Consider the following 24,884-nt stretch of genomic DNA (forward strand, 5'->3'; position numbering starts at 1 on the left):
GTCCCCTATTCCTATGCCGCTTCCGCCGCTTCTTCCACTTCTTCCGCCTTCCGGGCCATTTTGGACCTTCCGGTCCCGGTCCGGATCCCGCCCCCCTCGTGCCCGGATCCCGACCCCCCTCGTGCCCGGATTCCGCCCCCCTTCGTGCCCGGATCCGTGTGGCCTCCGTGCGGCTCACCCACCAGACTGACCCCATGACGGAAACGGATTCCCTGGCGTACGACGTCGTGGTGCTCGGTGCCGGTCCGGTGGGGGAGAACGTCGCCGGCCGCGCCCGCGCCGCCGGTCTCACCACCGCGATCGTGGAGAGCGAGCTGGTCGGCGGAGAGTGCTCGTACTGGGCCTGCATGCCCAGCAAGGCGCTGCTCAGGCCGGTCATCGTCCAGGCGGACGCCCGTCGGCTCCCCGGCCTCGCCCAGGCGGTCCAGGGCCCCCTCGACGCGCCCGAGGTCCTCGCCCGCCGGGACGTCTTCACCTCTCACTGGAAGGACGACGGACAGGTCGCCTGGCTGGACGGCATCGGGGCGGACCTGTACCGCGGCCACGGCCGCCTGGCCGGCCCCCGCACGGTCACCGTGACCGCGCCCGACGGCACCGTCACCACCCTCACCGCACGCCACGCCGTGGCCGTCGCCACCGGCACCCGGGCCCAGCTGCCCGACCTGCCGGGACTCGCCGAGGTCAGGCCCTGGACCAGCCGGGAGGCCACCAGCGCCGAGTCGGCACCCGGCCGGCTGATCGTGGTCGGCGGCGGTGTCGTCGCCACCGAGATGGCCACGGCCTGGCAGGCCCTCGGCTCGCGGGTCACCCTGCTGGTGCGTGGCAAGGGCCTGCTGAGCCGCATGGAGCCCTTCGCCGGCGAACTGGTCGCCGAGGCGCTCACCGAGGCGGGCGTCGACGTCCGCACGGGCACCTCCGTCGCCTCCGTGACCCGCGAGAACGGCGCGGTCGTGGTCGTCACCGGCACCGGCGAGCGCATCGAGGCCGACGAGATCCTGTTCGCCACGGGCCGCGTCCCGCACACCGGCGACATCGGCCTGGAGACGGTGGGCCTGGAGCCCGGATCCTGGCTGGAGGCGGACGACACCCTGCGCGTCGACGGCACCGACTGGCTGTACGCGGTGGGCGACGTCAACCATCGTGCCCTCCTCACCCACGAGGGCAAGTACCAGGCCCGTATCGCCGGCGACGCCATCGCGGCCCGCGCCCTCGGCCGGCCCGTCGACGACGTGCCCTGGGGCGCCCACGCGGCGACCGCCGACCACTACGCCGTACCCCAGGTCGTCTTCACCGACCCGGAGGCGGCCGCCGTCGGCCTCTCCCTGGCCGAGGCCGAGCAGGCCGGGCACCGCGTCCGCGCCGTCGACGTCGAGTTCGGCTCGGTCGCGGGCGCCGGTCTCTACGGCGACGGCTACAAGGGCCGCGCCCGCATGGTCGTCGACCTCGACGAGGACATCCTGCGCGGCGTCACCTTCGTCGGCCCCGGCGTCGGCGAACTGCTGCACTCCGCGACCGTCGCCGTCGCCGGCCGTGTCCCGGTCAGCCGCCTGTGGCACGCCGTACCGTCCTACCCCACGCTCAGCGAGGTGTGGCTGCGGCTGCTGGAAGCCCTCCGGGACAGCTGACCGGCGGCCGACCCGGTCGCCCCGAGGCGTATCCGGCAGGCGAGCGTCCCGGCATCCCCATCTAGTGGAATGTTCAACAACCCCTTCGCGTTGTACGGCGCGAAGGAGGTCAGGAGTGGAGACCACGTACTACGACCACGGAACCGCCGCCGACCGCTGGGAGCGCGCGCGGCTGTTCTTCGACGCCAAGGACTACGCGGGTGCGGCCCGGGTGCTCGCCGGGCTCGTCGAGGAGGTGCCGGAGCAGACCGGTCCGCGGCTGCTGCTGGCCCGGGCCTACTACCACTCGGCCCAGTTGAGCCGCGCCGAGGCGGAACTGCGCGCCATCGTCGAGCGCGACCCGGTGGAGCACTACGCACGGCTGATGCTGGGCCGTACGCTCGAACGCCGGTCGCGGCACGACGAGGCGGCACGGCACCTGCGGATCGCTTCGGCGCTCGCGGGCGAGTTCCCGGCCGGCGAAGCGGAGTGAGCGGGACACGGGGCCCGGTTCCTCGGGGAGCCGGGCCCCGTGCGTGCCGTGCCCCGGTTCACTCCCCGGCCTGGCGGCAGGCCGCCGCCGCGGTGTCGGCCGCCACCCCGGCCCGGGCCAGGTCGTCGGCGCACTTCGCGTGGTCGCCGACCAGGCCGACGTAGCAGGCCATCCGGACGGCGTCGCTGACCTGGCCGCCGCCTGCCGCGACCTGGTTCTCGCACGCGGGGATGTCCGCGTGGGCGGCGGGAGCGCCGAGGAAGAAGACGCCGCCGAGGGCGATGGCCACACCGGCGAGGGTGCTGGAGATGCGGGCCGACGGATGCATGCGGACACACCTGCTCTCTCGATCGTCGCGCGCGGACCGGGCGGATCCGGCGGGCGGACGGCCGGGCGAGCCGGGCGGACACGCGGCACGCGCCGGGCTCCGCGCGGGGGACGTCACCGGGCGGACGCGAGCGGAGGGGCGGCCGGAGGGCGATCGCCCGGCCGGCGCGTCAGCGATGCCGCTGATTCCGCCCTGTTCTCCCTCCGACGCTAGAACACCGCCCGGGAGCACGCACGCGCAGGAGCCACGGGCACCGCACCACGGACACGGCGCCACGAGCACCGCACCACGGGCCGGCCGGGCCGCTGCCCGGCCCGGTTCGGTGCCGGACGAAGGACGACGGACGACTGGCGACGGACCCCGGCTCAGGCCTCGAACTCGGTGAGGTCGATGCCGTGGACCTGGAGGGCATGGCCGTACTCGGGATGCACCGTCTCGCGCTCCGGGGTCATGCCGAGCTTGTGGACGACGTTCTCGGAGGCGGTGTCACCGAGACGGTGGATGGCGACGACGCGGTCGAGGCCGCGGTCCTGGAGCGCGAACTCCAGCGTGGCCTGGGCCGCTTCGGAGGCGTATCCCTGGCCCCAGAACTGCGAGCCGAGCCGCCAGCTGATCGCCGCGTCGGGCATCGCGTCGGGCAGGAACTCGGGCAGGGACAGACCGGTGAAGCCGATCAGTTCGCCCGATCCGAGCAGCTCCACGGCGAAGAGCCCGAACCCCTCCTCGTCCCACTCCTCCTCCCACCGCTCGATGTCCTCGGCGGTGCGCTCCAGATCGAGCACCGAGCCGTCGTCGACCCAGCGCATGACCCGCGGGTCCGCGTTGATCTCGGCCATCGGCACGAGGTCGTCGTCGTGCCAGCGGCGCAGGAGGAGGCGAGGGGTACGGATCTCGGTCATGACCCCCATCCTGCCGAATGCCGGGCCCGACCGGAAATCGGCGCCCACCTCGGCGGAAACGCCGTTCCCGGTGCCGCGGACCGCTGATGCCGCGGACCGCCGGTGCCGAGGTCCGGCGGTGTCACGGTCCACCGGTGTCCTCGGACCGACGGTGTCCCGGACCCGCCGGCACGCGGACCGGGGGACCGGCGCTGCGCGCGCGGCCCCCCGGCTCGTCTCCGCGCGGTCTACGGCTCGGTGCCCCAGACCAGGGTGCCGCCGACGTAGACGGTCACCTTCGGGGCGTCGGCGTAGGACGTGCCGGTGCCGCGGCTGTAGTCGTCGGACTCGCTGAAGTTCGACCAGTCCGACTTGGCCAGGCGCAGCTGGATGTCACCGCTGTTCGCGCCGGCGGCCAGCGAGCCGGAGGCGAAGGAGACGTCCAGCGTGTGGTCGGCCCCGGTGCGGGCGCTCGGCAGGGTCGTGACCGAGGTCCGTACGGCGGAGCAGCCGAGCTGCGCGTAGTCGCACCAGGTCTGGTAGCCGGCGGCCGAGGAGTCGCCGGTGAACCAGTAGCGGACGGTCACCTTGGACAGATCGGCGGCGCCGGAGCCGGAGTTGACCAGCTGGAGACCGGGCTTGATCTGGTTGTCGGTGGGCGAGGAGTCGTTGTTCTTGTACTGGACCTTGAGGCCGGTCGACCCGCCGCCGCCCCCGCCGGAGGACCTGGTGGTGGCGGACACCGAGGACGAGGCCGTCGAGACGTTGCCGGCCGCGTCCTTGGCCCTGACGGTGTACGTGTACGTGGTGGCGGCGGACAGGCCGGTGTCGGTGTACGAGGTGCCGGTGGCGCTGCCCACCTTCGTGCCGCCGCGGTACACGTCGTAACCGGTCACGCCGGTGTTGTCGGTGGCCGCGCTCCAGCTGAGGGAGACGCTGTCGGCCGTCGTCGCCGAGACGGTCAGACCGGTCGGCGCGGTCGGCGCCTGGGTGTCACCGCCGCCTCCGCCGCCCGAACCGCTCACCGGCGGATAGGCGTTGGCGAGCAGCTGGCGGAACTGGGCCGAGAACCAGTGCCCCGCCAGCGGCGAGTTGGACAGGGCGCCCGTCGGGTTGTTCCCGTTGCGCGCGTTGCCGGTGTACGTCGGGTCGCACATCCGGTCGAAGCCCTTGCCCTCGTCGTTGTCGACGGCCTGGCTGGCGCCGTCCGACTCGCCCGGCGGCTTGGCCCACACGTACGCGTCGATGCCCGTGTCGGGCGCGGTCGCCGGGCGTTCACCGAGTCCGGCCCCGCTCTGGTTGCACCAGTTGCCCGCGTGGATGCGCCGGTCGATGCGGCCGCCGTCGACATAGGCGTCCACACCGGTCGTCGGACCGGCGCCGGCCGGCCTGGCCGAACCGCCCCAGCCGTTGCGGGAGGTGTCGATCAGCATGCCGGTGCCGCTGTCGAAGCCCTGGGAGACGAGGGCGGAGCGCAGCCCCTGGGCGTACGTGGTCTCGTCGTCGTACTGGTTCCAGTCGATCCACTTGGACTGGCGCACGGTCTGGCCGTTCACCGTGTCGGTGATCTTGACGTACGGCTCCTTGGTGGCCGAGTAGTTGGCCGTGTTCACGATGAACCCGGTGACGTCGGAGACGGTCGCGCCGCCGGTCGTCGCCGCCTTCTTGAACTCCTGGGCGGCCGGCACCAGGTTGCTGTCCCAGCCGAGCCAGCCGTGGTGGCCGGCGTCGATGTAGTTGTACGCGTTGGACAGCGCGCCGAGCTTGTGCAGGGCGTAGCCGACGCCCTTCTCGTAGTTGCCGTTCGCCTTCATGGTGGCGCACTGGGTCGTGGAACCGGCCGTGCCGCCCGCGTTGGTGACCAGGTTGGGCAGCGAGTCCGGCTCGATCAGGTTGACGATCCGCAGGTTCGCGTAGGCGGGGTCGGCGAGGATCGCCGCGATCGGGTCGATGTAGTCGCTCTGGTAGCGGCCGAGTTCGTCCGGGCCGAGTTCACCGTTGGACGCGAGGGCCGCGCAGTCCCGGCCGGGCAGGTCGTAGATGACCAGTTGGACGAGATTGGCGCCCTGCGCCTCGGCCGCGTCGAGATGGGCCTTGAGCCCGCGGGCGTCGGAGGTGCCGGCGATCGCCGCGATGCGGTCGAGCCACACGAAGGTCGGCTGGTTCGCCACGGCCGAACCGCCCGGCTCCGCCGCCGCCCTGGCCGACCAGTCGGGGTTCACGTAGGGCTTGGCGCCCACGTACGGGTTGTCCAGCTTGGCGGCGGCGGACGCGGACTGGGGCACGGTGATCAGGGACAGCGCCCCGACCAGGGCGCCGACGGCCAGCGCCGCGGTCCGCCTCGGCGGGCGGCGGCGCGGGGAGGGATCGGGTCTGCGGGAATGCATCAGGCGTCTCCTGGGGGTGACGGTGTACGGATGCGGGTGGATCCGGGTCGGTACGACTCGTCGCGCTGCGGCGCTGAACCGTGGAAGGAGCTGCGGATCACGGGCGACGGCGTCCGGGCCGGCGGGCCGTGGACCCGGTGCGCCGGGGACGGACGGCGACGCCCGCGTGAGCGGCGTGCCGGACGGGAGGTGCGGGCGGCGTGCGACTGCGCGGGGCACGTACGGGGTGGGCCGGTGACGCGGCCTGACAGGAGTGCGCGCGGAACCCGGGGAGCCCCGGAGTCCGCCGTGGCGTCGAACCGGCGGTGCCCGGCCGCGAACGAGAGCGGAGGACAGGGCACCTGTCGCATGGGAGCGCTCCCAAGGTGACGCGGCCACGCCGCACGTGTCAACAGTCCTGACGGCGAAGGCACTTCGGGAGACATGGCGCACCGGCCCCGTGCAGTCACCGCGGTGCGGGACATGCCGAGGTCAGGGCCGCGGCGTGGTGCCAAGTGCGCCCGACGACAAGGGAATTCGAGGACGGGCGGGGGTGGCGGGCGTCCACCGCACCTTTCCCGTCAACTTCGCCCGGACGGCCGGACCGTGACCCCGAGGCATTGACGTGTGCACGCATAGTGGCTTCCATGGGCCACAGTCCGGCCCTGACGGGTCGGGTCCGGCCCGGAGCGGGACACTCGGGGCCGGCCCGCGGGAGCCGCCGCGCCGGACGCCCGCCACCGGAAAGCCGCCGAGGTGCCGCGCGCCCGCTCGTGGGAGCGCTCCCACGCCTCGTCGGCACCAGGAAGGGACACAAGCCATGCTTCTCGCCCATGCGCCCCCGCCGCCGCACCCTCCCCGCGGGCGCGGCAGGTCCGCTTGACATGATGTGCTCATGTTCGAACAAGGGCGGGGACTGGTCGCGGCGCGGGGAGCGATCGCGCTGGTGTGGTTCTACGAGGGGTTCTGGTGCAAGGTGTGGCCCGGGAGGGCCGACCAGCGCGCGATCGTGGGCGACGTTCCACTGCTGCCCGGCTGGGCGGTGACGGCGGCCCTGCTCGCCATCGGACTGGCCGAGGTGGGCATCGGGCTGTGGGTGCTGAGCGGACGGCGGGCGAGAGCCGCCGCCGCTGTCCAGACCGCGCTGGTGCTGGTGTTCAACGCGGGCGGCCTGCTGTTCGCCCCCGACCGGATCGACGAGCCCGGCCGCCTGCTGACACAGAACCTCGTCTTCCTGGTCCTGATCCACGCCGTGGGAACCCGGAACGCCGGCGCCCCCGCCGTCCGGCGGGTGACCACGTGAACGCCGCCACCCCCTGGGCGCGAGGACGGCTGAGCGGCCTCGGCGGCACCCCCCGGATCCTGTTCGGGCAGATGTACGAGGACTGGGGCGTCGAACGCCGGGTCTTTCCCGCGCCCGGTACCCGGGTGCTCTGCATCGCCTCGGCGGGCGACACCGCGGCCGCCCTCGCGGGCCTCGGGTACGACGTCACGGCCGTGGACATCAACCGCACCCAACTCGCCTACGCCCGCGCCCGGCTGGCCGGTGCCCCCGTCGTCGAGGGCACGGCGGAGCAGGGCATGCGGCTCGGACGGGCCGCCGCCGGCCTGCTGCTGCCCGAGTGGCGGCCCCCGCGGCTGCGGGCCTTCCTCGGCCTGCGCGACACCGAGGAGCAGCGGCGCCACTGGCGGCAGCACCTGGACGGCCCCGGACTGCGCCGCCTGATGCGCGTCGCGCTGCGGCCCGGGGGAGTCCTCGCGGCCGCGCTCCGCCCGTCCTTCGCCGGAGTCGTGCCCGCCCGCTTCGACGAAGTGCTGCGCCTGCGCATCGAACGGACCGTCGCGCGCCATCCCAACGCCACGAACCCCTGGCTGTGGCGCCTGCTCCTCGGCGCCGAGCCGCCCGGCGGCCCGCCGCTGTCGGCACCCGGCGTGCGTCTGGTGCACGGCGACGCGGCCGACGTCCTGGAGCGGGCCGCGCGCGGATCCTTCGACGCGGTGACGCTCTCCAACGTGCTCGACGGCCCCGACCGGGCCTACGCCCGGCGCCTGCGCGCCGCCGTGCGGCACGCGGTCCGGGAGGACGGCGTCGTGGTCCTGCGCAGCGCCCGCGAACCCGGACCGGCCGGCCCCGGCTGGGCGGCCGAGGACCGCTCCGTGCTGTGGGGCGTCGTCCGCGCGGTACGACTCGGCGCCGCGCCCGGGACCGACCGGAGGATCACCCCGTGAGACACCTGCTCCAGCGTCACCCCGTGTCCATCCGCACCCGTTTCGGGCACTCGCTCGTCCTCACCTACGCGCTGCCCGCCGACGTGCTGCGCCCCCTGCTGCCCCCGGGCCTGGAACTCGACACCCACGGCGGGCACGGCTTCGTCGCCGTCGCCCTCGTCGACACCCACGACCTGCGCCCCGCGTTCCTGCCGCCCGCCCTCGGCGCGGACTTCCACCTCACCGGCTACCGCGTCTTCGTCCGCTTCCCCACCCCGGGCGGCCGCACCATGCGCGGCCTGTGGATCCTGCGCAGCGACACCGACAGCCGTCTCATGACGCTCGGCGGCAACCTCCTCACCCGCTACAACTACCGGCTCGCCCGCATCCGCAGCCACGTCGCCGACGGCGTGCTGGAGTGCCGGATCGACAGCGCCGACGGCCGCGCCGACCTGCATGTGCGCGCCCGCGTCGACGGCTCCCCGGCGCCGCTGCCCCCGGGGAGCCCCTTCGCGGACACCCGGGACGCCCGGCGGTTCGCCGGACCGCTGCCCTACACCTTCGAGCACGAGGCACGGACCCGCTCCATGATCGTCATCAAGGCGTTCCGCACGCACTGGGACCCGGCTCCCGTGTCCGTGGACGTACGCCGGCTCACCTTCTTCGACCACGGGCCGTTCGCCGGCACCCGCCCCGTCCTCGCCAACGCCTTCCACGTCGCCGATCTCGACTACGGCTGGGAACGCGGCGTCCGCCGCGCGGAGAACGGCGGCGCACTGTGAACCGTCCGGCGGGCCACCGGTCCGGCGTCCGCGAGGTCGTCGCCTACAACTGGCCCCTCTACACCGCCGGGATCGCCGTCGCGGCCGGCGCGGGCGCCCTGCACGGCGCCCTCCCTCCGCGGCTGCGGCCCGTGGCCCGTGCCGCAGGCGCCGCCGCGGCCGGCCTGCTCGCCTCCACGACGCTCGCGACCTGGCTCGTCTACGACCGCTCCGGCCTGTACGGCTTCGACTGGCTGGACACGCTGCTGCCCGGGGCGCCCGCGGCCCACCTGGTCGTCGGCACGGGACTCGACGAGGCCAGCGTGCCGCTCGCCGCCCGCTGGCCCGGCTCCCGGCAGACCACGGTCGATCTGTACGACCCGGCCGTCATGACCGAGGGCTCGGTGCGCCGCGCCCGCCGCCGGGTGCCCCCGCCCGCCCACGCGCTGCCCGGCAGGGCCGGCGCCCTGCCCGTCCCCGACGCCTCCGCCGACGCCGTCCTCCTCTTCTTCGCCGCGCACGAACTGCGGTGCCGCGCCGAGCGGGGGCGCCTGTTCGGCGAGTGCGCGCGAGCACTGCGGCCGGGCGGCAGCATCGTCCTCGTCGAGCACCTGCGCGATCCCGCCAACACCGCCGTGTTCGGTCCCGGCGCCTGGCACTTCTACCCGCGCCGGGAGTGGCTCCGGCTCGCCGACGAGACCGGCCTGCGCCTGGCGGCGGAACGCCGGATCGCCGGTCTGGTCACCGCGTTCTCCTTCACCCGTGGCGCGGGTGCGTGACCGGATGATCCAACTCCTCTCCCTGGCGGAGCAGTTGCGGCTCGTGGGATTCGCCCTGGTCGTCATGGGGCTCGTCCACATCGTCCTGCCGCGCCTGCTCGACTGGCCCGCCGACCTGTCCGGCACCACCCTCCTGACCCGCCAGGTCTCCTACGCCCACCTCTTCTTCATCGGCGCCGCCTGCGTCGTCCTCGGCGCACTGCCCCTTTTCTGTGCCCCCGAACTCCTGGGCGGCACCCCGCTGTCCACGGTTCTGCTGGCCGGGCAGACGGCGTTCTGGGGCCTGCGCTGGGCCGCCCAGTTCGTCTACTTCTCCCCGCTGCTCTGGCGCGGAAAGCCCCTGTTCACCCTCGGCCACGTCGCGCTGGCCGTCCTGTGGACCTGGGTCACCGGCGTCTTCGCCGTGGCGCTGGCGCGTTCGGCGGGCTGGGGCTGATCTCTGCGGTACGCGGCACGCGGTGCGCGGTCCCGGCACCGTCCGCCGGCCCGCGGCGACGGCGTTCGTACGATCCGCCGGACAGGCCCTGGCCCGGTCAGAGCCGGACCACGACCAGCGCGATGTCGTCGAGCGCGCCGTTGCTGACGCCCAGCTGGTCGAGCAGGGCGGAGGCGAGGTCGTCCGGGCCGAGCCCCGTGCACCGGGCGAGTGCGCCGGTCAGCCGGGCCAGGCCGGTGTCGATGTCCTCGTCGTGACGCTCGATGAGGCCGTCGGTGTACAGGACGAGCGTGTCGCCCGCGTGGTAGCTCGTGCCGGCCTGGGGACGGGGGACGTGCTCGGGCCGGGCGCCCAGCGGTGGGTCGGTGGCCTGGTCCAGCAGCTCGAACGAGCCGTCGGAGCTCAGCAGGACCGGCGGGGGATGTCCGGCACTGGAATAGATGATCAGCCGGGACCTGTGGTCGACCAGCGCGGTCACCGCCGTGGTCGCCAGCGCGCCCTCCACCGAGCGGGAGTACAGGCCGAGGACCTCCAACGCCTGCGCGGGTCCCGTCACCGCGCGGCTGGCCGCCGACAGCGCACTGCGCAGCATGCCCATGACGGTGGCGGCCTCCAGACCATGGCCCACCACGTCCCCGACCGCCACGGTGAAGCGGCCGTCGGGCAGGTCGACGGCGTCGTACCAGTCCCCGCACACGTTCAGCGAGCCGATCGCCGGCAGGTAGCGCACCGCCACGTCCGGATGCCGGGCCAGGTCGGGGGAGTGCAGCATGGCCTCCTGAAGGGTGATGGCGACCTGCCGTTCACGGGCGTGGGCCCGGCGCAGCTCCTCGTTCAGCCGCTGGAGCTCCTCGGCCCGTTCGTACAGTTCGGCCTCCATGGCCTCCTCGCGCTCGCTCAGGGGTACGGCGTGCTGCCGTCCCCGGGTACGGCGGGCCCGGCGGGCGCGGATGAAGGCGGTCACGTCCTCCGCCTTGTGGATGAGCAGCGACACCTCGCTGTCGGGCCCCAGCACGGGCGCGTTGACCGGGGACCACCAGCGCTCCTCGAACTCCCCCGGCCGGTCGGCGAGCGGCATGTCGAACTTCTGGACGGCCATGACGTCCGGCTCCCGTGTGGTCAGCACCCGGTCGAACGAGGCCGACAGGTTCCGCACACCTTCCGGGTGCGGGTCGGCGGGGTTCTCGGGGAACACGTCGAACACGTGCCGCCCCACCAGATCGGCGCGGGTGTGCCTGGTCGCCCGGCAGTACGCCGCGTTGGCGTCCACGATCACCAGGTCCGGCGAGAGCACCAGATACGGGCTGGGCGTGGCGTCGAACAGCGCCGAGTAGTCGACCTGCGTGGTGGCCCCCTCTCGCACGCCGTCCGCCGGGCTGTCCACCTCTTCACTCTACGAGGCGCCCCAGAACGGCGCCTGGGCGCCGCGTGCGGCCTCCGGCCGGTCCGCGGGCCGGTTGCCGGGGCCCTCCTGCCGGTGCCCGCGCCCTCCTGCCGGTTGCCCGTGCCCTCCGCGGGCCGGTGCCCGCACCCTCGGCCGGAGGGCCGGTGCCCGCACACTCCGGCCGGCTCCCGGCTCGACCCCCCGCCCGACTCCCTGCGCCCGAGCGCCTTCCGCATCGCTTCCCGCGGCCCTGGGGGGCACGCGATCAGGCGAGGAGTGCCTGGGCGAGGGTGAGGCCCGCGAAGACCGCGCCGATACCGGCCGTGACGGACGCGGCCACGTTGGCCGCCGCGAAGAACCGCGCGCCGGACTCGGCCAGCCGGAGTGTCTCCCAGGAGAAGGTGGAGTACGTCGTCAGCGCCCCGCACAGCCCGGTGCCCAGGAGCAGTTGCACCGAGTGGCCGACCGCGCCGGACAGCACGGCGCCCGTGAGGACGCCGAGGATCAGGGAGCCCACGACGTTGACGGCGAAGGTGCCCCAGGGGAAGACGGTGTCGTGCCGGGCCTGGACGGCGCGGTCGGTCAGATAGCGCAGGGGCGCGCCGACGACACCGCCGGCGGCCACGAGAAGGAAGTCGTTCACCTGCCGGCCGCCCCGGGGTCGCCGTCGAAGGTGACGGTCCGGATGTCCTCCAGGGTGATCAGCCCCTCCAGGCCGAGGTCCGCGAGCTGCGGCAGGAACGTCCGGATGCGCTCCTCGGTGTCGACGATCACCACGGCCACGGGGAGGTCGTCCGCCATGGACAGCAGCCGGGTGGTGTGCACGATCTGCCCGCTCCCGAAGCCCTCCACCCCGTGGAAGACCGAGGCACCGCGCAGTCCCGCGCGGTGGGCCCGGTGGACGATCTCGCTGCAGACCGGCTTGTGGTGCCAGGTGTCGGTGTCGTCGACCAGGACGGTCAGGCGCACCGCGGGGTGCGTGCGGAAGGTCATGAAGCGCTCCGATCCGCCAGGAGGCGGCGCGCGCCGAACGCGCCGGCCGTCACCGCGGCCGCCGCGGCGACGATCGTCGAGGCCAGATAGGCGAGGGCCGTGAGGGCACGGCCCGCGTCGACGAGGCGCTCGATGTCCAGGCAGTAGGTCGAGAAGGTGGTGAAACCGCCGAGCACGCCCGTTCCGAAGAAGGGGCGCAGCAGCCGGTGCGGGGTGAAGATCTCGGTGACGGCGACGAGGAAGAAACCGATTACCAGACAGCCGACGGCGTTCACCGTCAGCGTCGTCCAGGGAAAGGCACCCGCAGGCGTGGGCCACAGGCGTCCCGCCTCGAACCGGGCCAGCGCGCCCAGCGCACCGCCGACCGCGATGACCGCGAGCACGTCGTACTGCGCCCGGCGCGGATCCGGGAGCCTGCCGGTGTGCGGGGAAGAGCCGTCCATGCCGGCGTGCACCGCAGCGCCGTCCGGCCCGTCCGGTTCGATGGGTCCGTCGGACGCGGGCGTCGTGGCCCGTCGGGACTTGTCGGAACGCATACCTCTCCCTACGCGTGGACTCCCGCCCGCCGACAAGGGCAGGACGGATCACGGGTAGGGACTGTTGGCGGCGAGTGCCGCGGTTCGGATACGGCGAGCCCCACCGCCGCGCGGCCCCCGAAGGCGCCCGCACCCTCACCCTACCGGGTGGCGACCGAGCGGGCGCCCCCGGAGGCCCTGCCCCCAGCCGTAGGGAGTTCGCCCTGTGGCCGGATCTGGGCCGGCTCCCGTACTTCGACGCCGATGCCGAGGAGACCGCGCTGCCGCCGGTCGTCGCCCGCCTGCGCGCCGCGGTGGCCGCGTCGGACGGCGTGCTGATCGCCACGCCCGAGTACGCCCACGGGACCTCGGGTGTGCTGAAGAACGCGCTGGAGTGGCTGGTCGGTGGAGGCGAGCTCGACGGCAAGCCGGTGGCCCTGGCGAGCGCGTCCCCCGCGGTGTCCGGCGGCGACCGCGCGCGGGCCTGGCCGGCCCAGACCCTCGCCGTGATGATGGGGGCCAGGGTGATCCCGAGGCAGCTGCGTCTCCCGGGCGCCACCCGGAGGATCGAGCACGGCAGGGTCGTGGACGGACCGGGCCTCGCCGCGCTGGGCGCACTGCTGGACGACCTCGCCGCCGCGGCGGCCGTCGCCCGGGCGGAGAACGAAGCCCTCACCTGAGGACCGGTCCGCCCGGCCCCGGCCACCCCCAACAGCGTTCACCAGCAGGGCTTTTGCGGGAGTGATGACCAGCCTGATCCACCGACGCCCGGCCCCGTGTGTCACACTCACTGATCGTCAGGTATTCGCACCCGCGCGCGACGGAGTCCGCCATGACGACCGGCACCCCCATTCCCCGGCAGATCGACACCAGTGCGGCTCATCCCGCCCGGGTCTACGACTGGCTCCTCGGGGGCAAGGACAACTACCCCGTCGACGAGGCCGTCGGAGAGAAACTCCCTCCCGAGGCCCGTGACGCGGCCCGCCAGAACCGCGCGTTCATGCATCGCGCGGTCGCCTGGCTCGCCTCCCAGGGCGTCGACCAGTTCCTCGACATCGGCACGGGCATACCCACCGAGCCGAATCTCCACCAGATCGTCCAGCGGATCGCCCCGACGGCCCGGGTCGTCTACACCGACAACGACCCGATCGTGCTGCGGCACGCGGAGGCGCTCCTCGTCGGCACCGCCGACGGCGCCACCGACTACGTGGAGGCCGACGTCCGCAGCCCGGCCGACATCATCGAACGGGCCCGCCAGACACTAGACTTCAGCCGTCCCGTCGCGCTGTCCCTGATCGCGCTGATGCACTTCATCGGCGACGACCAGGAACCCCACGCCCTCGTCCGCAACCTGCTGGACGTCCTCCCCTCGGGCAGCTACCTCGTGCTGTCCCACGCGGCCTCCGACCTCTACCCGGAGCTCGCGGCCCAGGTCACCGCCGAGTACGCCAAGGGCGGGATACGGCTGGGCTTCCGGGACCGCGCCGGCGTCCTGCGCTTCTTCGAGGGACTCGAACTGGTCGGGCCGGGACTGGTCACCGCCCCGGAGTGGTACGGGGACGGCCCGGCCCCCGCCCCCGAGGGCAGCGGCATCTACGCGGCCGTCGCGCGCATTCCGTAGCCGTTGCGTCCGGGGTGCGGCGGAGAGAGCGTGCCGTCGCACCCCGGGCTCGCAACCGCGTTCACGGGTGGCCGAGTCGACCGCGACTCCGTCCCGGGCGCGGGTCGGGACGGGACCTCTCTCCCGTATTGACGTGAGCACGACTGCTGACTACGTTGCGACAGTGCTCCCGTCGGACCGGTGTCCCGCGGCGGGGGTGACGAGAAGAGTTCCGAGTTCCCTGCCAGGCTCGCCGGGTCGTACGACTCCGGCACGGTGGACAACGTTGTCACGGTGGTGATCTCCGCATGAGTGGTTCCACGGCCGCCCGCCCCCGCCGTGACGCGCCCGCGAGCCGACGCGCCGGAGACCACGGGTCCTGAGACAACGTTGTCACCGGCATCACCGGCACGTCCCCGGTGCGCGCCCCCGGCCGCCTCTCCCGGCGCGGGCGGTGCCGCCCCCGGAGCGCCGGCGCGGAGACCCGCCGCAGCGAGCCGTCGAGCGGGACCCGGCAGCCGGAATCCGGGCCAGCCGGCAGCCGGAATCCGGGCCCGCCGGCAGCCGGCGGACCGTCAAGTACAGCGCACAGCAAGCCGCTTCACGGACTCAGCCCGCATCCCCCACAGGAGGCAGATCGCCATGTCCTGGACCCCGGTCGGCGCGCGCCGGCCCGACAGACGCGGGCGGCCGTCCCGCGGCCGCCGGATCCGTACGGCCCTCGGCGCCGCGGCGGGCGTCACGCTCCTCGGCGCCTACGCGTTCCCCGCCCCGGCCGCCTGGGCCGCGCCCGCGCGGACCACCGCGCTCGTCTCCTCACCGGCCGACCTGGTCAACCCCTTCATCGGCACGTCCAACGACGCCAACGACTTCCCCGGCGCCGACGTCCCCTTCGGCATGGTGCAGTGGAGCCCGGACACCTTGTCGCGGCCGCCGGGCGGCGGATACGAGTACAAGGACTCCTCGATCACGGGCTTCAGCCTCACCCACATCGCCGGACCGGGATGCGGGGCGGCCGGTGACGTGCCGGTGCTGCCCACCGTGGGCGCGGTGAACAACTCCGCGACGGACAGCTACTCCCACACGGGAGAGTCCGCCTCGGCCGGCTCGTACAAGGTCGCCCTCGACAACAAGGTGACCACCGAGCTCACCACCACGACACGCAGCGGCATGGCCCGCTTCACCTTCCCCGCCACCTCGCAGGCCAACCTGCTCTTCAAGCTGGCGAGCAGTCAGAACGGCGGCAGCTCGACGCAGTTCAACGTCGTCTCCTCCACCGAGGTCAGCGGCCAGGTCACCAGCGGGCGGTTCTGCGGCGCCGGGAACACCTACACCGTCTACTTCGACATGGTCTTCGACCGGCCGTTCGCCACCAGCGGCAGCTCCCTCGCCCCCGGTGCGAAGCAGCCCGCGCCGAGCGCGGGGCGCGCCGCGAAGAACGCGCCGGACAAGCCCAACCACCCCCGCCTGCACGAGAAGACGGCCGCGCCCGCCGCCTCCGCGAAGGGATCCCGCGCGGCCGCTCCCGGTGCCGCCGCCTCGAACGCCCACGTCACCTTCGACACGACCGCCAACCAGGTCGTCCAGGCCAAGGTCGGCGTCTCCTACGTCTCCGTCGCCAACGCGAGCGCCAACCGCGCCGCCGAGAACCCCGGCTGGAACTTCGACAGCGTGCGCACGGCCGCGCACAACGCCTGGGACGGCGTCCTGGGCAAGGTGCTCATCGGCGGAGGCACCGCGGACCAGCAGAAGATCTTCTACACCGCGCTCTACCACTCCCTGCTCCACCCGAACGTCATCAGCGACACGAACGGCCAGTACTACGGCTTCGACGGCAGGACGCACCAGGTCGACGCCGGACACGACGCCGCCTACGCCAACTACTCCGGCTGGGACATCTACCGCTCCCAGGCCCAACTGGAAGCGCTGGTCGCCCCGCAGGTCGCCTCCGACACCGCCCAGTCGATGACCGACGACTACACCCAGACCGGGATCTTCCCCAAGTGGTCGGAGAACAACGGCGAGTCCTACGTCATGGTCGGCGACCCGGCCGCGGCGATCATCGCCGACTACTACGCCTTCGGCGCCCGGAACTTCGACACCTCGACGGCGCTGGCCGGGCTGCTGAAGCAGGCGAGCACCACGAACAACGACCGGCCCGGCCTCAACTACCTGGACAGCCCCGGCTACGAACCCCACGACGGAAGCTACGGCTGCTGCAACTTCTACGGCCCGGTGGCCACGACCCTGGAGTACGACACCGCGGACTTCGCCCTCTCCGCCTTCGCCGGCGCCCTCGGCGACACCCGCAGCCAGTCGACGTACGCGCACCGCGCCCAGGACTGGCGCAACGTCCTCAACCCCGCCTCGGGCTTCGTCCAGCCGCGCAACGCGAACGGCACCTGGACCGGCGGTTTCGACCCCACCAGCGGCACGGACATGGTGGAGGCCGACTCCTGGATCTACACCGGCATGGTGCCCTTCGACGTCGGCGGCCTCGCCACCGCCAAGGGCGGCGACAAGGCCATGGGCGACTACCTGGACACCGTGCTGCGCAGCTACACCGGTGCCAACGGCTACGCCTGGGTGGGCAACGAACCGAGCATCGAACTGCCCTGGGAGTACGACTACATCGGGATGCCCTACAAGACCCAGGCGACCGTCCGCTCGGTGCAGGACCAGATCTGGTCGAACACCCCCGCCGGCCTCGCCGACGGCAACGACGACCTCGGCGCGATGAGCGCCTGGTACGTCTGGTCGGCGCTCGGCATGTTCCCGATGACGCCGGGAACCGCCGATCTCGCCCTCGGCTCACCCCTGTTCACGCAGGCCGTGATCACGCTTCCGTCGGGCAGGACCCTGACGGTCAACGGCTCCGGTGCCGCGGACAACGCGCCGTACGTCCAGTCCGCCACGTTCAACGGGTCCGCCTGGAACAACGCCTACGCGCCCACCAGCGCGCTCACCGCCGGGGGAACCCTCGGCTTCACGCTCGGCACCACCGCCAACACCGGCTGGGCCGACGGCGCTTCGGCCGCCCCGCCCTCCTACCCCGGTGACACGAGCGCTCCCGCGAAGCCGCGGGTGGGTCCCGTCACCTCCGGGGTCAGCTCCACGCTGTGCGTCGACGACGCCAACTCGGCCACGGCCGACCACACCGCGATCCGGCTGTGGACCTGCAACGGCACCTACGCCCAGGACTGGACGGTCGCCTCGGACGGCACGCTGCGCACCCTCGGCAAGTGCCTGGACGTGTCGAACAGCGGAACCACCAACGGCACCCTCGTCCAGCTCTACACCTGCAACGGCACCGGCGCCCAGAAATGGACGGCCGGCTCGGGCGGCTCGCTCACGAACACCAACTCCGGCCTGTGCCTGGACGACCCCAACTCGTCGACGACGGAAGGGACTCAGCTCCAGATCTACACCTGCAACAACACCGGCGCGCAGAAGTGGACACTTCCGCCGGCCTGACATCCGGGTCCGTGACCGGTCCGGTCCGGGCGGTGCCTCCGCCCGGGCCGGACCGGCTCAGCGCTCCATGACGCGGCGGGCCGCCTCGGCCTCGGCCGCGGGCGGTGACAGCTCGTCGAGGGTGTCGAGCTCGGTGTCCGACTCCAGCTCCCGTTCCCAGGCCGCCGCGAGCTCCTCCTGCTCCTCACGCGGCCTGGCGCCGATGGCCTTCCGGTGGTCCGGGTCCAGGGCCGCGAGGAAACGTCCGACGGAATCCGTCACCATGCCGTGTCTCCTTGTCGCCGGGGAACGCGGCGCGTCCCCCTCCGGCCCAGCATGGCCAATACGCCCGCTCCAGGACGCCCGACACGGCCGAGGACCACCCGGACGTCCCATTCGGGCCCGCACCGGACACCACCACTCCGGAGCAGGCACGGGGACCGGCCGCCGGTCCCCTCCCGGGCAGCGGCCCGGCCGGTCCGTACCGGAGGCCCGTCACTCCGTACCCGCGGAGCCCCCTCGGACATCCTCCGCGGCGGCCGGCGGCCACACCGCGGGGTCGAGCACACCCAGGAAGTAGGCGCGGGCGACCAGCGCCGCCTTGCCCCGCACGCCCCAGCGCCGCGACAGCTGCGTCAGGTGGTAGTTGACCCCGTCCGGAGTCAGCCCGACCCTCTTCGCGATCCGCGCGGTCGTGTCGCCGGCGGCCGCCAGGGCGAGGATCCGCGCCTCGGCCCCGCTCAGCCGGGGGCGCGCCGCCGCCTCGTCGGCGGGAGTCTCCACGCGCTCGCCCCCGACCCGCAGCAGCAGCATCAGGCTCATCGCGGAGTCCGGCGCGTCACTGACCGGGTCGACGTCGATCTCGCCGTACCGCTCGGTGCCGTCCGGGGTGGACCAGGTCACCTCGACCGGGTACCGGGACCGGCGGCGCAGCCGGACCGCCTCCGCGATCGGATGGAGCCGGACGGGGGAGAGCGGACGGAAGAACTCCAGGGCGTTGCGCCCCTGCATCTGCCCCGACAGCATGCCCCACTCCGCCGCCATCGCCGGGTTCGCCAGCAGGATGACGCCGTGGGGGTCGCAGAGCGCCACCGGCAGCGGCAGATGGTCCAGCAGCAGCATCATGCGGTTGCGCCAGGTGATGGCCTGCCGGTGCCAGGACTCCGGGGTCTGCGGATCGTCCGGCGGCCCGCTCGCGCCGAGCTCCATGGCAGGCCTCCTCCGTCCTCGTGCCCTCGGTCCCGAGGCGCACGCCGGCCGGATCCGCAAGCCCGGCGGGCGACCGCGCCCTACACAATTATGGAGGAGCGGACGCCGGACGGGTGCCCGGGAGGGGTGACCGTGGAGAAGACCGCCGGAGACGCTCCCGTGAGCCGCCCCGGTACCTCCCGAACGGAAGGCGGTTCGCCCCGATGTCCGCGACCCTGCTCCCCCCGCAGCCCGAAAGCACGGGTGGCGTTCCCGTCGTCGACGTGTCCGCCGCCCCGACCGCCACGCCGGTCCTGAGGACCATGGAACTGGCCCGGCGCCACGGCCCGGCCTTCGTCCAGCGCCAGCACGGCCAGGACACCCTCTTCGTCAGCGGCCTGGACCTGGTCACCGAGCTGTCCGACGAACAGCGCTTCGCCAAGGCCGTCGGACCGGCGCTGGAGAACGTGCGCGAGTTCACCCACGACGGCCTGTTCACCGCGTACAACGACGAGCCGAACTGGGCCAAGGCGCACGACATCCTGATGCCCGCCTTCGCGCTCGGCTCGATGCGCACCTACCACCCGGTGATGCTGAAGGTGGCCCGGCGGCTCATCGAGGCCTGGGACGTCCGCAGCGCGGCCGGCCTCCCGGTCGACGTGCCCGACGACATGACCAGGATGACCCTGGACACCATCGGACTGGCCGGGTTCGGCTTCGACTTCGGCTCCTTCGGCCGCACCGAACCGCACCCCTTCGTCGAAGCCCTCGTCCGCGCCCTGCACTGGTCGATGACCCGGCTCAGCCGCCCGCCGGGCCTGGACCACACCGAGACCGACGCGGCGTTCCGCGCGGACGCGGCCTACCTGGCGTCGGTGGTGGACGAGGTCATCGCCGCGCGCACCGCCCCGGGCGCACCGGCCCCCGAGCACGACGACCTGCTCGGCCTGATGCTCACCGCGACCCACCCCTCCGACGGCGCCACCCTCGACCTCGCGAACATCCGCGACCAGGTCATCACCTTCCTCATCGCCGGGCACGAGACCACCTCCGGCACGATGTCCTTCGCCCTGTACAACCTGGTCAAGAACCCCGCCGCGCTCCGCCTGGTGCAGCGCGAGGTGGACGGGCTCTGGGGCGACCGGGCGGACGTGGAGCCCGCCTTCGAGGACATCGGCCGCCTGCGGTACACCCGCCAGGTGCTCAACGAGACGCTCCGGATGTTCCCGCCCGCCCCCGGTTTCTCCCGGCAGGCCCGCCACGACACCGTCCTCGGCGGCATCCCGATGCGCGCCGGACAGTGGGCCGCGGTGATCACCCCCATGCTGCACCGCGACCCGGCCTGGGGCGACAACCCCGAGCTGTTCGACCCCGACCGCTTCACCCCCGAAGCGGAGGCGGCCCGCTCCCCGCACGCCTTCAAGCCGTTCGGCACCGGCGAACGCGCCTGCATCGGCAGGCAGTTCGCGCTGCACGAGGCCACCATGCTGCTCGCCATGCTGGTCCACCGCTACCGGCTGCTCGACCACGCCGACTACCGGATGCACCTCAAGCAGGCGCTCACCATCAAGCCCGAGGGCTTCACCCTCACCCTCGCCCCGCGCACCACGGCCGACCGCACCACGGCCGACCGCACCACGGCCGACCGCACCACGGCCGACCGCACCACGGCCGACCGCGCCGCGCTGACCGCGTCCGCCGTCGCCCCCGCTGGCACGGCCCCGGCCGGCGGCGCCGCGCTGCCCGCCCGGGTCCGGCAGGACACCGGACTCCTGCTGCTGCACGGCTCGAACTACGGCACCTGCCGCGACTTCGCCGCCCAACTGGCCGACGCCGCCACGGAGATCGGCTGCGACACCGCCGTGGCCCCGCTCGACGCCCACACCCGCGCCCTGCCCACCGACCGCCCTGTCGTCATCGTCGCCGCCTCCTACAACGGCCGGCCCACGGACGACGCGGCCGCCTTCGTCGAGTGGCTGGAGACCGCCGCGCCCGGCGCCGCGGACGGGGTCACCTACGCCGTCCTAGGCGTCGGCGACCGCAACTGGTCGGCCACCTACCAGCGCGTCCCCACCCTCGTCGACGACCGGCTCGCCGCCCTCGGCGGCACCCGGCTGACCCCGCGTGCCGAGGGCGACGCGGCGGGCGACCTGACGGGCGCGGTCGAGGCGTTCACCGCCACCCTGCGCACCACCCTCCTGGAGCGGTACGGCGACCCCGCCACGGCCGGCGCCCCCGCCGCGCCGGAATCCGGAGCCCCCGCCTACACCGTCACCGAGGTCACCGGCGACCCGCTGTCCGCCCTCGCCGCCCGTCACGGCATGACGCCGATGACCGTCACCGAGACCGGCAGCCTCACCGGACCGGACCACCCGCGCGCCAAGCGCTTCGTCCGGCTCGCCCTGCCCGACGGCCTGACCTACCGCACCGCGGACCACTTCACCGTGCTCCCGGCCAACGACCCGGACCTCGTCGACCGCGCCGTCCGTGTCCTGCGGGTGGACCCGGACACCGTCCTCAGCATCGCGTCCGCCCGCCCGCGCCGCGACGGCATCGCCGTCGACCGCCCGGTCACCGTGCGTGAACTGCTCACCCGGTACGTCGAACTCCAGGACCGCCCGACCGCCGCGCAGCTGGCCGTTCTCGCCGGGCTCGACCCGTGCCCGCCCGAGCGCAAGGCCCTGGCTGCCCTGGCCGAGGACGACGAGGCCCGCGCCGCCGACCACCGCGGCCTCCTCGACGTCATCGAGGACAACCCCGCCCTCGGCGAGTTCCTGACCTGGCCCGTGCTGCTGGACCTGCTGCCGCCGATCCGCCCGCGCCACTACTCGGTCTCCTCCTCGCCCGCGGGCGACCCCCGCCACGTCGACCTGATGGTCTCCCTCCTCCAGGCCCCCGCGCGCTCGGGCCGCGGCACCTTCCGCGGCACCGGCTCGGGATACCTGAACGACGTGCGGGCCGGAGACACCGTGTACGCCAGGATCCAGCCGTGCCGGGAGGTCTTCCGGATCGACCACACCGCCGGGACCCCGGTCATCATGGTCGCGGCCGGCACCGGCCTCGCCCCCTTCCGCGGCGCCGTCGCCGACCGGCTCGCCCTCGCCGTGAACGGCACCCGCCTCGCCCCGGCGCTGTGCTACTTCGGCTGCGACGCCCCCGGCGCCGACTACCTGCACGGCGAGGAGCTGCGCGCCGCCGAACTGGCCGGCGCGGTCCGGATGCGGCCGGCCTTCAGCGAGGCGCCCGTGGACGGTCACCTGTTCGTCCAGCACCGCATCGCCGCCGAGGCGGACGAGGTGTGGACCCTGCTCGGCGACGGCGCGAAGGTCTACGTCTGCGGTGACGGCGGCCGGATGGCCCCGGGCGTACGCGACGCCTTCCGCACCCTCTACGCCGAGCGCACCCCCGGCGCCGACACCGCCGACGCCACCGCGTGGCTCGACTCGCTGGTCGCGGAGGGCCGCTACATAGAGGACGTCTACACCGCGAGCTGAACCGTGCACCCCTGCGCCCCTGCGCCCCTGCACCCGCGCGGCCACGTACCCGTGCACCCGGGCGACCACGTACTCGCCCGGCCGGAAACCCACCTGGCCGGGAACCCGCCTGGCCCGTGACCCGTACATCAAGAACCCGTACATCACGAACTCCTGCATCCCCGGAAACCCGCAGATCCCAGGAAACCCGTACACCCCCCAGGAGGTCCCACCCCCATGGAAACCATGCTCGCCGGGCGTCTGCACGTGCCCAGTGGAACGTTCCGTGTCGAAGACGTCCCCGTGCCCGTTCCCGGGCCGGGTGAGGTGCTGGTCGAGGTCAAGGCCGCCGGAGTGTGCCTGTCCGACGTGCATCTGATCGACGGCAGTCTGAAGCCGTTCGGGGCCGCCGAGGACCTCACCCTCGGACACGAGGTCGCCGGAGTGATCCACACCCTCGGCCCCGGCCTCCTCGGCGACTGGACGACCGGCACGCGGGTGGCGCTCCAGGCCGGGCAGAGCTGCGGCGCCTGCGCCAACTGCCGTCGCCGCCGCACCCCGTGCCTCAACTCCCGTACCCGGGGCGTCGACTACGACGGCGGCTGGGCCCAGTACACGCTCGCCCGTGAGGACACCCTCGCCCCGATCCCCGACCATCTGCCCTTCGACCAGGCCGCGATCATCCCGGACGCGGTCTCCACCCCCTACGCCGCCATCGTCGCCACCGGCGAGGTCCGCCCCGCGCAGGCCGTCGGCATCTGGGGCGCGGGCGGCCTCGGGGCCCACGGCATCCAGCTCGCCCGGCTGGCCGGCGCCGCGCCGGTGATCGCCGTGGACCCGCTGCCCGGTGCCCGGGAGCGCGCCCTCGCGTTCGGCGCCGACTTCGCGCTGGACCCGGGCGACGCCGCGTTCGCCGAGACCGTGCTGCGGCTCACCGAGGGCCGCGGCCTGGACGCCGCCTTCGACTTCGCGGGTGTGCCGGCCGTACGCGAACAGGCGGCGACCGTCCTCGCCCGGGGCGGGATCATGGTCCTGGCGGGGCTCACCCCGCAGCCGCTCACCCTCACCGGCGGCACCCGGTTCAGCTGGAACCGGAACCAGATCCGGGGCCACTACGGTTCCACCCCCGAGCACGTCGAGCAGCTGATCAGGCTGGCCTCCGTCGGGCGTCTCGACCTGGCCCCCTCCATCAGCGACCACATCCCGCTGGCCGACGCCGCGGAGGCGGTGCACCGGCTGGAGAACAAGGTCGGTGATCCGATCCGGCTGGTGCTCGTCCCCTGACGGGCGGGGCCGGCCACCCCGAGGAGGCCGGCCCCGAGCAGGACGGTCCACCGGGGGCCGGGCGCGGGCGCCCGGCCCTCACCGCTGTCCGCCCGCGTCCTCAACGGGGGCGCACGGCACGGCCGTTCGAGCCCTGTACACGGGGGGCCCGTACGAGAAGACTGTGCCCTGCCGGCCGTCAGCACGGCCGCAGTCGCCGTTCCCGTTCCCGTGCCCTCGCCCGTGCCCGCATCCGAGGAAGGCAGGTCCACCGCCGTGCTCTTGCGTCTCCCCACGTCCCTATCCGAAGCACAGGCATGTCTCGCCGAAGGGGCCGTGCCGATCGGCGGGGCGACACTCGTCTGGGCGACCTGGCAGCGCGACGGCTTCCCCGAACTGGCCATGTCCCTGCGCGACGTACCGGAGGCCAACGTCATCGGCCGCGGGACGCTCGGTGCCGCGGTGGTCCTGCACCGGGTCGACGAGCGGGTACCGGACGTCCTCCGCCAGGCGGCGTCCACGGTCGGCACCGGCGCCGTGCGCCGGACCGCGACGGTCGGCGGCAACCTCGTCGGCAGTACGCTGCGCTGCCTGCTGCCCGCCGCTCTCGTCCTGGGCGGCAGGGCGACCGTGCTGGAGGCGGACGGCGTCCACGAGACGGACCTCGCGGAGGTCGTGGCCAAGCGCCCCCTCCTGCTCAGCATCGACTGGCGCGAGCCCCTCGCGTGCGCCTACCGCAAACTCCCCGCCGACGCGGGCGGACCCCCGCCGCTGGTCGTCGCCTCGGCCCTGCACACGGGCGGCGGGAACGGCGCCGCACCCGCGAACGGCGGGGACGGCGGGGACATCCCCGCACCCGCGGACGGCGGCGGGGACGGCACCGGCCGGCTCGTCCGCGTCGCCGTGCGCGACGGCTACGACGTCCTCAGCGGCGACACCGCCCGAGGCGCCGGCGGCGACCCCGAACAGGCCCTGCACGCATTGCGCGACACAGCCCTCGGCGACCTCCCGCCCACCGCGTGGGAGATCGTCCGCACCCAGGTCACCGGCCTGCTGGAGGGACGCGGCCAAGGGTGAACCCGGCCGAGGCGACGCCCCGGCGTCCCTCGACCGGCCCGATCTCACCGGCCCGATCTCACCGGTTCGTGCTCACCAGCCCGTG

Annotated in this window: 22 protein-coding genes; 13 read left to right on the top strand and 9 right to left on the bottom strand. The window is 73.7% G+C overall.

The window, feature by feature from the left end; translation table 11 throughout:
- The first annotated feature begins 194 nt into the window (after positions 1 to 194).
- A complete protein-coding gene (locus ACIPRD_RS07435; protein WP_356408591.1) occupies positions 195 to 1,625 on the top strand; it encodes an NAD(P)/FAD-dependent oxidoreductase in 1,431 nt (476 codons plus the stop codon).
- A 115-nt stretch (positions 1,626 to 1,740) separates the two neighbouring features.
- Entirely contained in the window at positions 1,741 to 2,097 is a 357-nt protein-coding gene (locus ACIPRD_RS07440) for a tetratricopeptide repeat protein (RefSeq protein WP_401560829.1), read from the top strand.
- 58 nt (positions 2,098 to 2,155) lie between these two features.
- Here the strand turns inward: ACIPRD_RS07440 and ACIPRD_RS07445 are convergent, their stop codons facing one another.
- The 3 genes from ACIPRD_RS07445 to ACIPRD_RS07455 all read right to left on the bottom strand — a co-directional run bounded on the left by ACIPRD_RS07445 (position 2,156) and on the right by ACIPRD_RS07455 (position 5,690).
- Complete coding sequence (locus ACIPRD_RS07445) at positions 2,156 to 2,425, bottom strand: hypothetical protein (protein ID WP_356408585.1); 270 nt, start codon at positions 2,423 to 2,425, stop codon at positions 2,156 to 2,158.
- A 365-nt stretch (positions 2,426 to 2,790) separates the two neighbouring features.
- A complete protein-coding gene (locus tag ACIPRD_RS07450) occupies positions 2,791 to 3,324 on the bottom strand; it encodes a GNAT family N-acetyltransferase (RefSeq protein ID WP_356408582.1) in 534 nt (177 codons plus the stop codon).
- A 227-nt stretch (positions 3,325 to 3,551) separates the two neighbouring features.
- Positions 3,552 to 5,690, bottom strand: coding sequence for a glycoside hydrolase family 6 protein (locus ACIPRD_RS07455; protein WP_401560834.1), 2,139 nt, complete (start codon positions 5,688 to 5,690; stop codon positions 3,552 to 3,554).
- An 874-nt stretch (positions 5,691 to 6,564) separates the two neighbouring features.
- Here ACIPRD_RS07455 and ACIPRD_RS07460 point away from each other — a divergent pair.
- From ACIPRD_RS07460 to ACIPRD_RS07480, 5 genes are read left to right on the top strand one after another with little or no spacing between them, the layout of a single operon-like run.
- Positions 6,565 to 6,972 carry a DoxX-like family protein gene (locus ACIPRD_RS07460; protein ID WP_356408576.1) on the top strand — a complete coding sequence of 136 codons (408 nt, stop codon included), beginning with the start codon at positions 6,565 to 6,567 and terminating at the stop codon, positions 6,970 to 6,972.
- Positions 6,969 to 7,898, top strand: a complete 930-nt coding sequence (locus ACIPRD_RS07465) for a hypothetical protein (RefSeq protein ID WP_401560837.1) — start codon at positions 6,969 to 6,971, stop codon at positions 7,896 to 7,898. The genes ACIPRD_RS07460 and ACIPRD_RS07465 overlap by 4 nt, the downstream gene beginning before the upstream one ends.
- Positions 7,895 to 8,659, top strand: coding sequence for a DUF2071 domain-containing protein (locus tag ACIPRD_RS07470; RefSeq protein WP_356408570.1), 765 nt, complete (start codon positions 7,895 to 7,897; stop codon positions 8,657 to 8,659). Before ACIPRD_RS07465 ends, ACIPRD_RS07470 begins: the two co-directional genes overlap by 4 nt.
- Positions 8,656 to 9,417 carry a methyltransferase domain-containing protein gene (locus tag ACIPRD_RS07475; protein WP_401560841.1) on the top strand — a complete coding sequence of 254 codons (762 nt, stop codon included), beginning with the start codon at positions 8,656 to 8,658 and terminating at the stop codon, positions 9,415 to 9,417. The genes ACIPRD_RS07470 and ACIPRD_RS07475 overlap by 4 nt, the downstream gene beginning before the upstream one ends.
- Positions 9,418 to 9,421: 4 nt before the next feature.
- Entirely contained in the window at positions 9,422 to 9,853 is a 432-nt protein-coding gene (locus tag ACIPRD_RS07480; protein WP_401560844.1) for a hypothetical protein, read from the top strand.
- 97 nt (positions 9,854 to 9,950) lie between these two features.
- Here the strand turns inward: ACIPRD_RS07480 and ACIPRD_RS07485 are convergent, their stop codons facing one another.
- The 4 genes from ACIPRD_RS07485 to crcB (ACIPRD_RS07500) form a co-directional block, all read right to left on the bottom strand.
- Positions 9,951 to 11,237 (bottom strand): SpoIIE family protein phosphatase, encoded by a 1,287-nt coding sequence (locus ACIPRD_RS07485; RefSeq protein ID WP_356408562.1) that lies wholly within the window; start codon positions 11,235 to 11,237, stop codon positions 9,951 to 9,953.
- A gap of 265 nt (positions 11,238 to 11,502) precedes the next feature.
- On the bottom strand, positions 11,503 to 11,880 hold the full coding sequence (gene crcB, locus ACIPRD_RS07490) for a fluoride efflux transporter CrcB (protein ID WP_356408560.1): 378 nt from the start codon (positions 11,878 to 11,880) through the stop codon (positions 11,503 to 11,505).
- Entirely contained in the window at positions 11,877 to 12,230 is a 354-nt protein-coding gene (locus ACIPRD_RS07495; protein ID WP_356408558.1) for a DUF190 domain-containing protein, read from the bottom strand. The genes crcB (ACIPRD_RS07490) and ACIPRD_RS07495 overlap by 4 nt, the downstream gene beginning before the upstream one ends.
- A complete protein-coding gene (gene crcB, locus ACIPRD_RS07500; protein WP_401560848.1) occupies positions 12,227 to 12,766 on the bottom strand; it encodes a fluoride efflux transporter CrcB in 540 nt (179 codons plus the stop codon). The genes ACIPRD_RS07495 and crcB (ACIPRD_RS07500) overlap by 4 nt, the downstream gene beginning before the upstream one ends.
- Positions 12,767 to 12,840: 74 nt before the next feature.
- Here crcB (ACIPRD_RS07500) and ACIPRD_RS07505 point away from each other — a divergent pair, with 74 nt between their 5' ends.
- The 3 genes from ACIPRD_RS07505 (at position 12,841) to ACIPRD_RS07515 (ending at position 17,819) form a co-directional block, all read left to right on the top strand.
- Entirely contained in the window at positions 12,841 to 13,425 is a 585-nt protein-coding gene (locus ACIPRD_RS07505; protein WP_401560851.1) for an NADPH-dependent FMN reductase, read from the top strand.
- A 152-nt stretch (positions 13,426 to 13,577) separates the two neighbouring features.
- Positions 13,578 to 14,366, top strand: coding sequence for an SAM-dependent methyltransferase (locus ACIPRD_RS07510; protein WP_401560853.1), 789 nt, complete (start codon positions 13,578 to 13,580; stop codon positions 14,364 to 14,366).
- A 621-nt stretch (positions 14,367 to 14,987) separates the two neighbouring features.
- Positions 14,988 to 17,819, top strand: a complete 2,832-nt coding sequence (locus ACIPRD_RS07515) for a lectin (protein WP_401560856.1) — start codon at positions 14,988 to 14,990, stop codon at positions 17,817 to 17,819.
- Positions 17,820 to 17,876: 57 nt separating this feature from the next.
- Here ACIPRD_RS07515 and ACIPRD_RS07520 read toward each other — a convergent pair whose 3' ends face one another.
- Positions 17,877 to 18,083, bottom strand: a complete 207-nt coding sequence (locus ACIPRD_RS07520; RefSeq protein WP_356408549.1) for a hypothetical protein — start codon at positions 18,081 to 18,083, stop codon at positions 17,877 to 17,879.
- A 210-nt stretch (positions 18,084 to 18,293) separates the two neighbouring features.
- Complete coding sequence (locus tag ACIPRD_RS07525) at positions 18,294 to 19,007, bottom strand: PAS domain-containing protein (protein WP_401560858.1); 714 nt, start codon at positions 19,005 to 19,007, stop codon at positions 18,294 to 18,296.
- Between the two features lie 203 nt (positions 19,008 to 19,210).
- On the opposite strand from ACIPRD_RS07525, the gene ACIPRD_RS07530 reads away from it, so the two are divergent.
- The 3 genes from ACIPRD_RS07530 to ACIPRD_RS07540 all read left to right on the top strand — a co-directional run bounded on the left by ACIPRD_RS07530 (position 19,211) and on the right by ACIPRD_RS07540 (position 24,799).
- Entirely contained in the window at positions 19,211 to 22,480 is a 3,270-nt protein-coding gene (locus ACIPRD_RS07530) for a bifunctional cytochrome P450/NADPH--P450 reductase (RefSeq protein WP_401560861.1), read from the top strand.
- 216 nt (positions 22,481 to 22,696) lie between these two features.
- A complete protein-coding gene (locus ACIPRD_RS07535; RefSeq protein WP_401560864.1) occupies positions 22,697 to 23,743 on the top strand; it encodes a zinc-binding dehydrogenase in 1,047 nt (348 codons plus the stop codon).
- Between the two features lie 255 nt (positions 23,744 to 23,998).
- The gene (locus ACIPRD_RS07540) at positions 23,999 to 24,799 is read left to right on the top strand and encodes an FAD binding domain-containing protein (RefSeq protein ID WP_401560866.1); all 801 of its coding nucleotides are present in this window, start codon (positions 23,999 to 24,001) and stop codon (positions 24,797 to 24,799) included.
- Positions 24,800 to 24,884: the final 85 nt, after the last annotated feature.

The sequence above is a fragment of the Streptomyces sp. NPDC090108 genome (genome assembly GCF_044747185.1).
GTDB lineage: Bacteria > Actinomycetota > Actinomycetes > Streptomycetales > Streptomycetaceae > Streptomyces.

Bases quoted from the DNA above. Each gene is read 5' to 3' on its own strand.
- ACIPRD_RS07435 (WP_356408591.1), top strand. From the start codon at position 195: ATGACGGAAACGGATTCCCTGGCGTACGACGTCGTGGTGCTCGGTGCC.
- ACIPRD_RS07445 (WP_356408585.1), bottom strand. From the start codon at position 2,425: ATGCATCCGTCGGCCCGCATCTCCAGCACCCTCGCCGGTGTGGCCATC.
- ACIPRD_RS07450 (WP_356408582.1), bottom strand. From the start codon at position 3,324: ATGACCGAGATCCGTACCCCTCGCCTCCTCCTGCGCCGCTGGCACGAC.
- ACIPRD_RS07455 (WP_401560834.1), bottom strand. From the start codon at position 5,690: ATGCATTCCCGCAGACCCGATCCCTCCCCGCGCCGCCGCCCGCCGAGG.
- ACIPRD_RS07460 (WP_356408576.1), top strand. From the start codon at position 6,565: ATGTTCGAACAAGGGCGGGGACTGGTCGCGGCGCGGGGAGCGATCGCG.
- ACIPRD_RS07480 (WP_401560844.1), top strand. From the start codon at position 9,422: ATGATCCAACTCCTCTCCCTGGCGGAGCAGTTGCGGCTCGTGGGATTC.
- ACIPRD_RS07495 (WP_356408558.1), bottom strand. From the start codon at position 12,230: ATGACCTTCCGCACGCACCCCGCGGTGCGCCTGACCGTCCTGGTCGAC.
- crcB (WP_401560848.1), bottom strand. From the start codon at position 12,766: ATGCGTTCCGACAAGTCCCGACGGGCCACGACGCCCGCGTCCGACGGA.
- ACIPRD_RS07510 (WP_401560853.1), top strand. From the start codon at position 13,578: ATGACGACCGGCACCCCCATTCCCCGGCAGATCGACACCAGTGCGGCT.
- ACIPRD_RS07515 (WP_401560856.1), top strand. From the start codon at position 14,988: ATGTCCTGGACCCCGGTCGGCGCGCGCCGGCCCGACAGACGCGGGCGG.
- ACIPRD_RS07520 (WP_356408549.1), bottom strand. From the start codon at position 18,083: ATGGTGACGGATTCCGTCGGACGTTTCCTCGCGGCCCTGGACCCGGAC.
- ACIPRD_RS07525 (WP_401560858.1), bottom strand. From the start codon at position 19,007: ATGGAGCTCGGCGCGAGCGGGCCGCCGGACGATCCGCAGACCCCGGAG.
- ACIPRD_RS07530 (WP_401560861.1), top strand. From the start codon at position 19,211: ATGTCCGCGACCCTGCTCCCCCCGCAGCCCGAAAGCACGGGTGGCGTT.
- ACIPRD_RS07535 (WP_401560864.1), top strand. From the start codon at position 22,697: ATGGAAACCATGCTCGCCGGGCGTCTGCACGTGCCCAGTGGAACGTTC.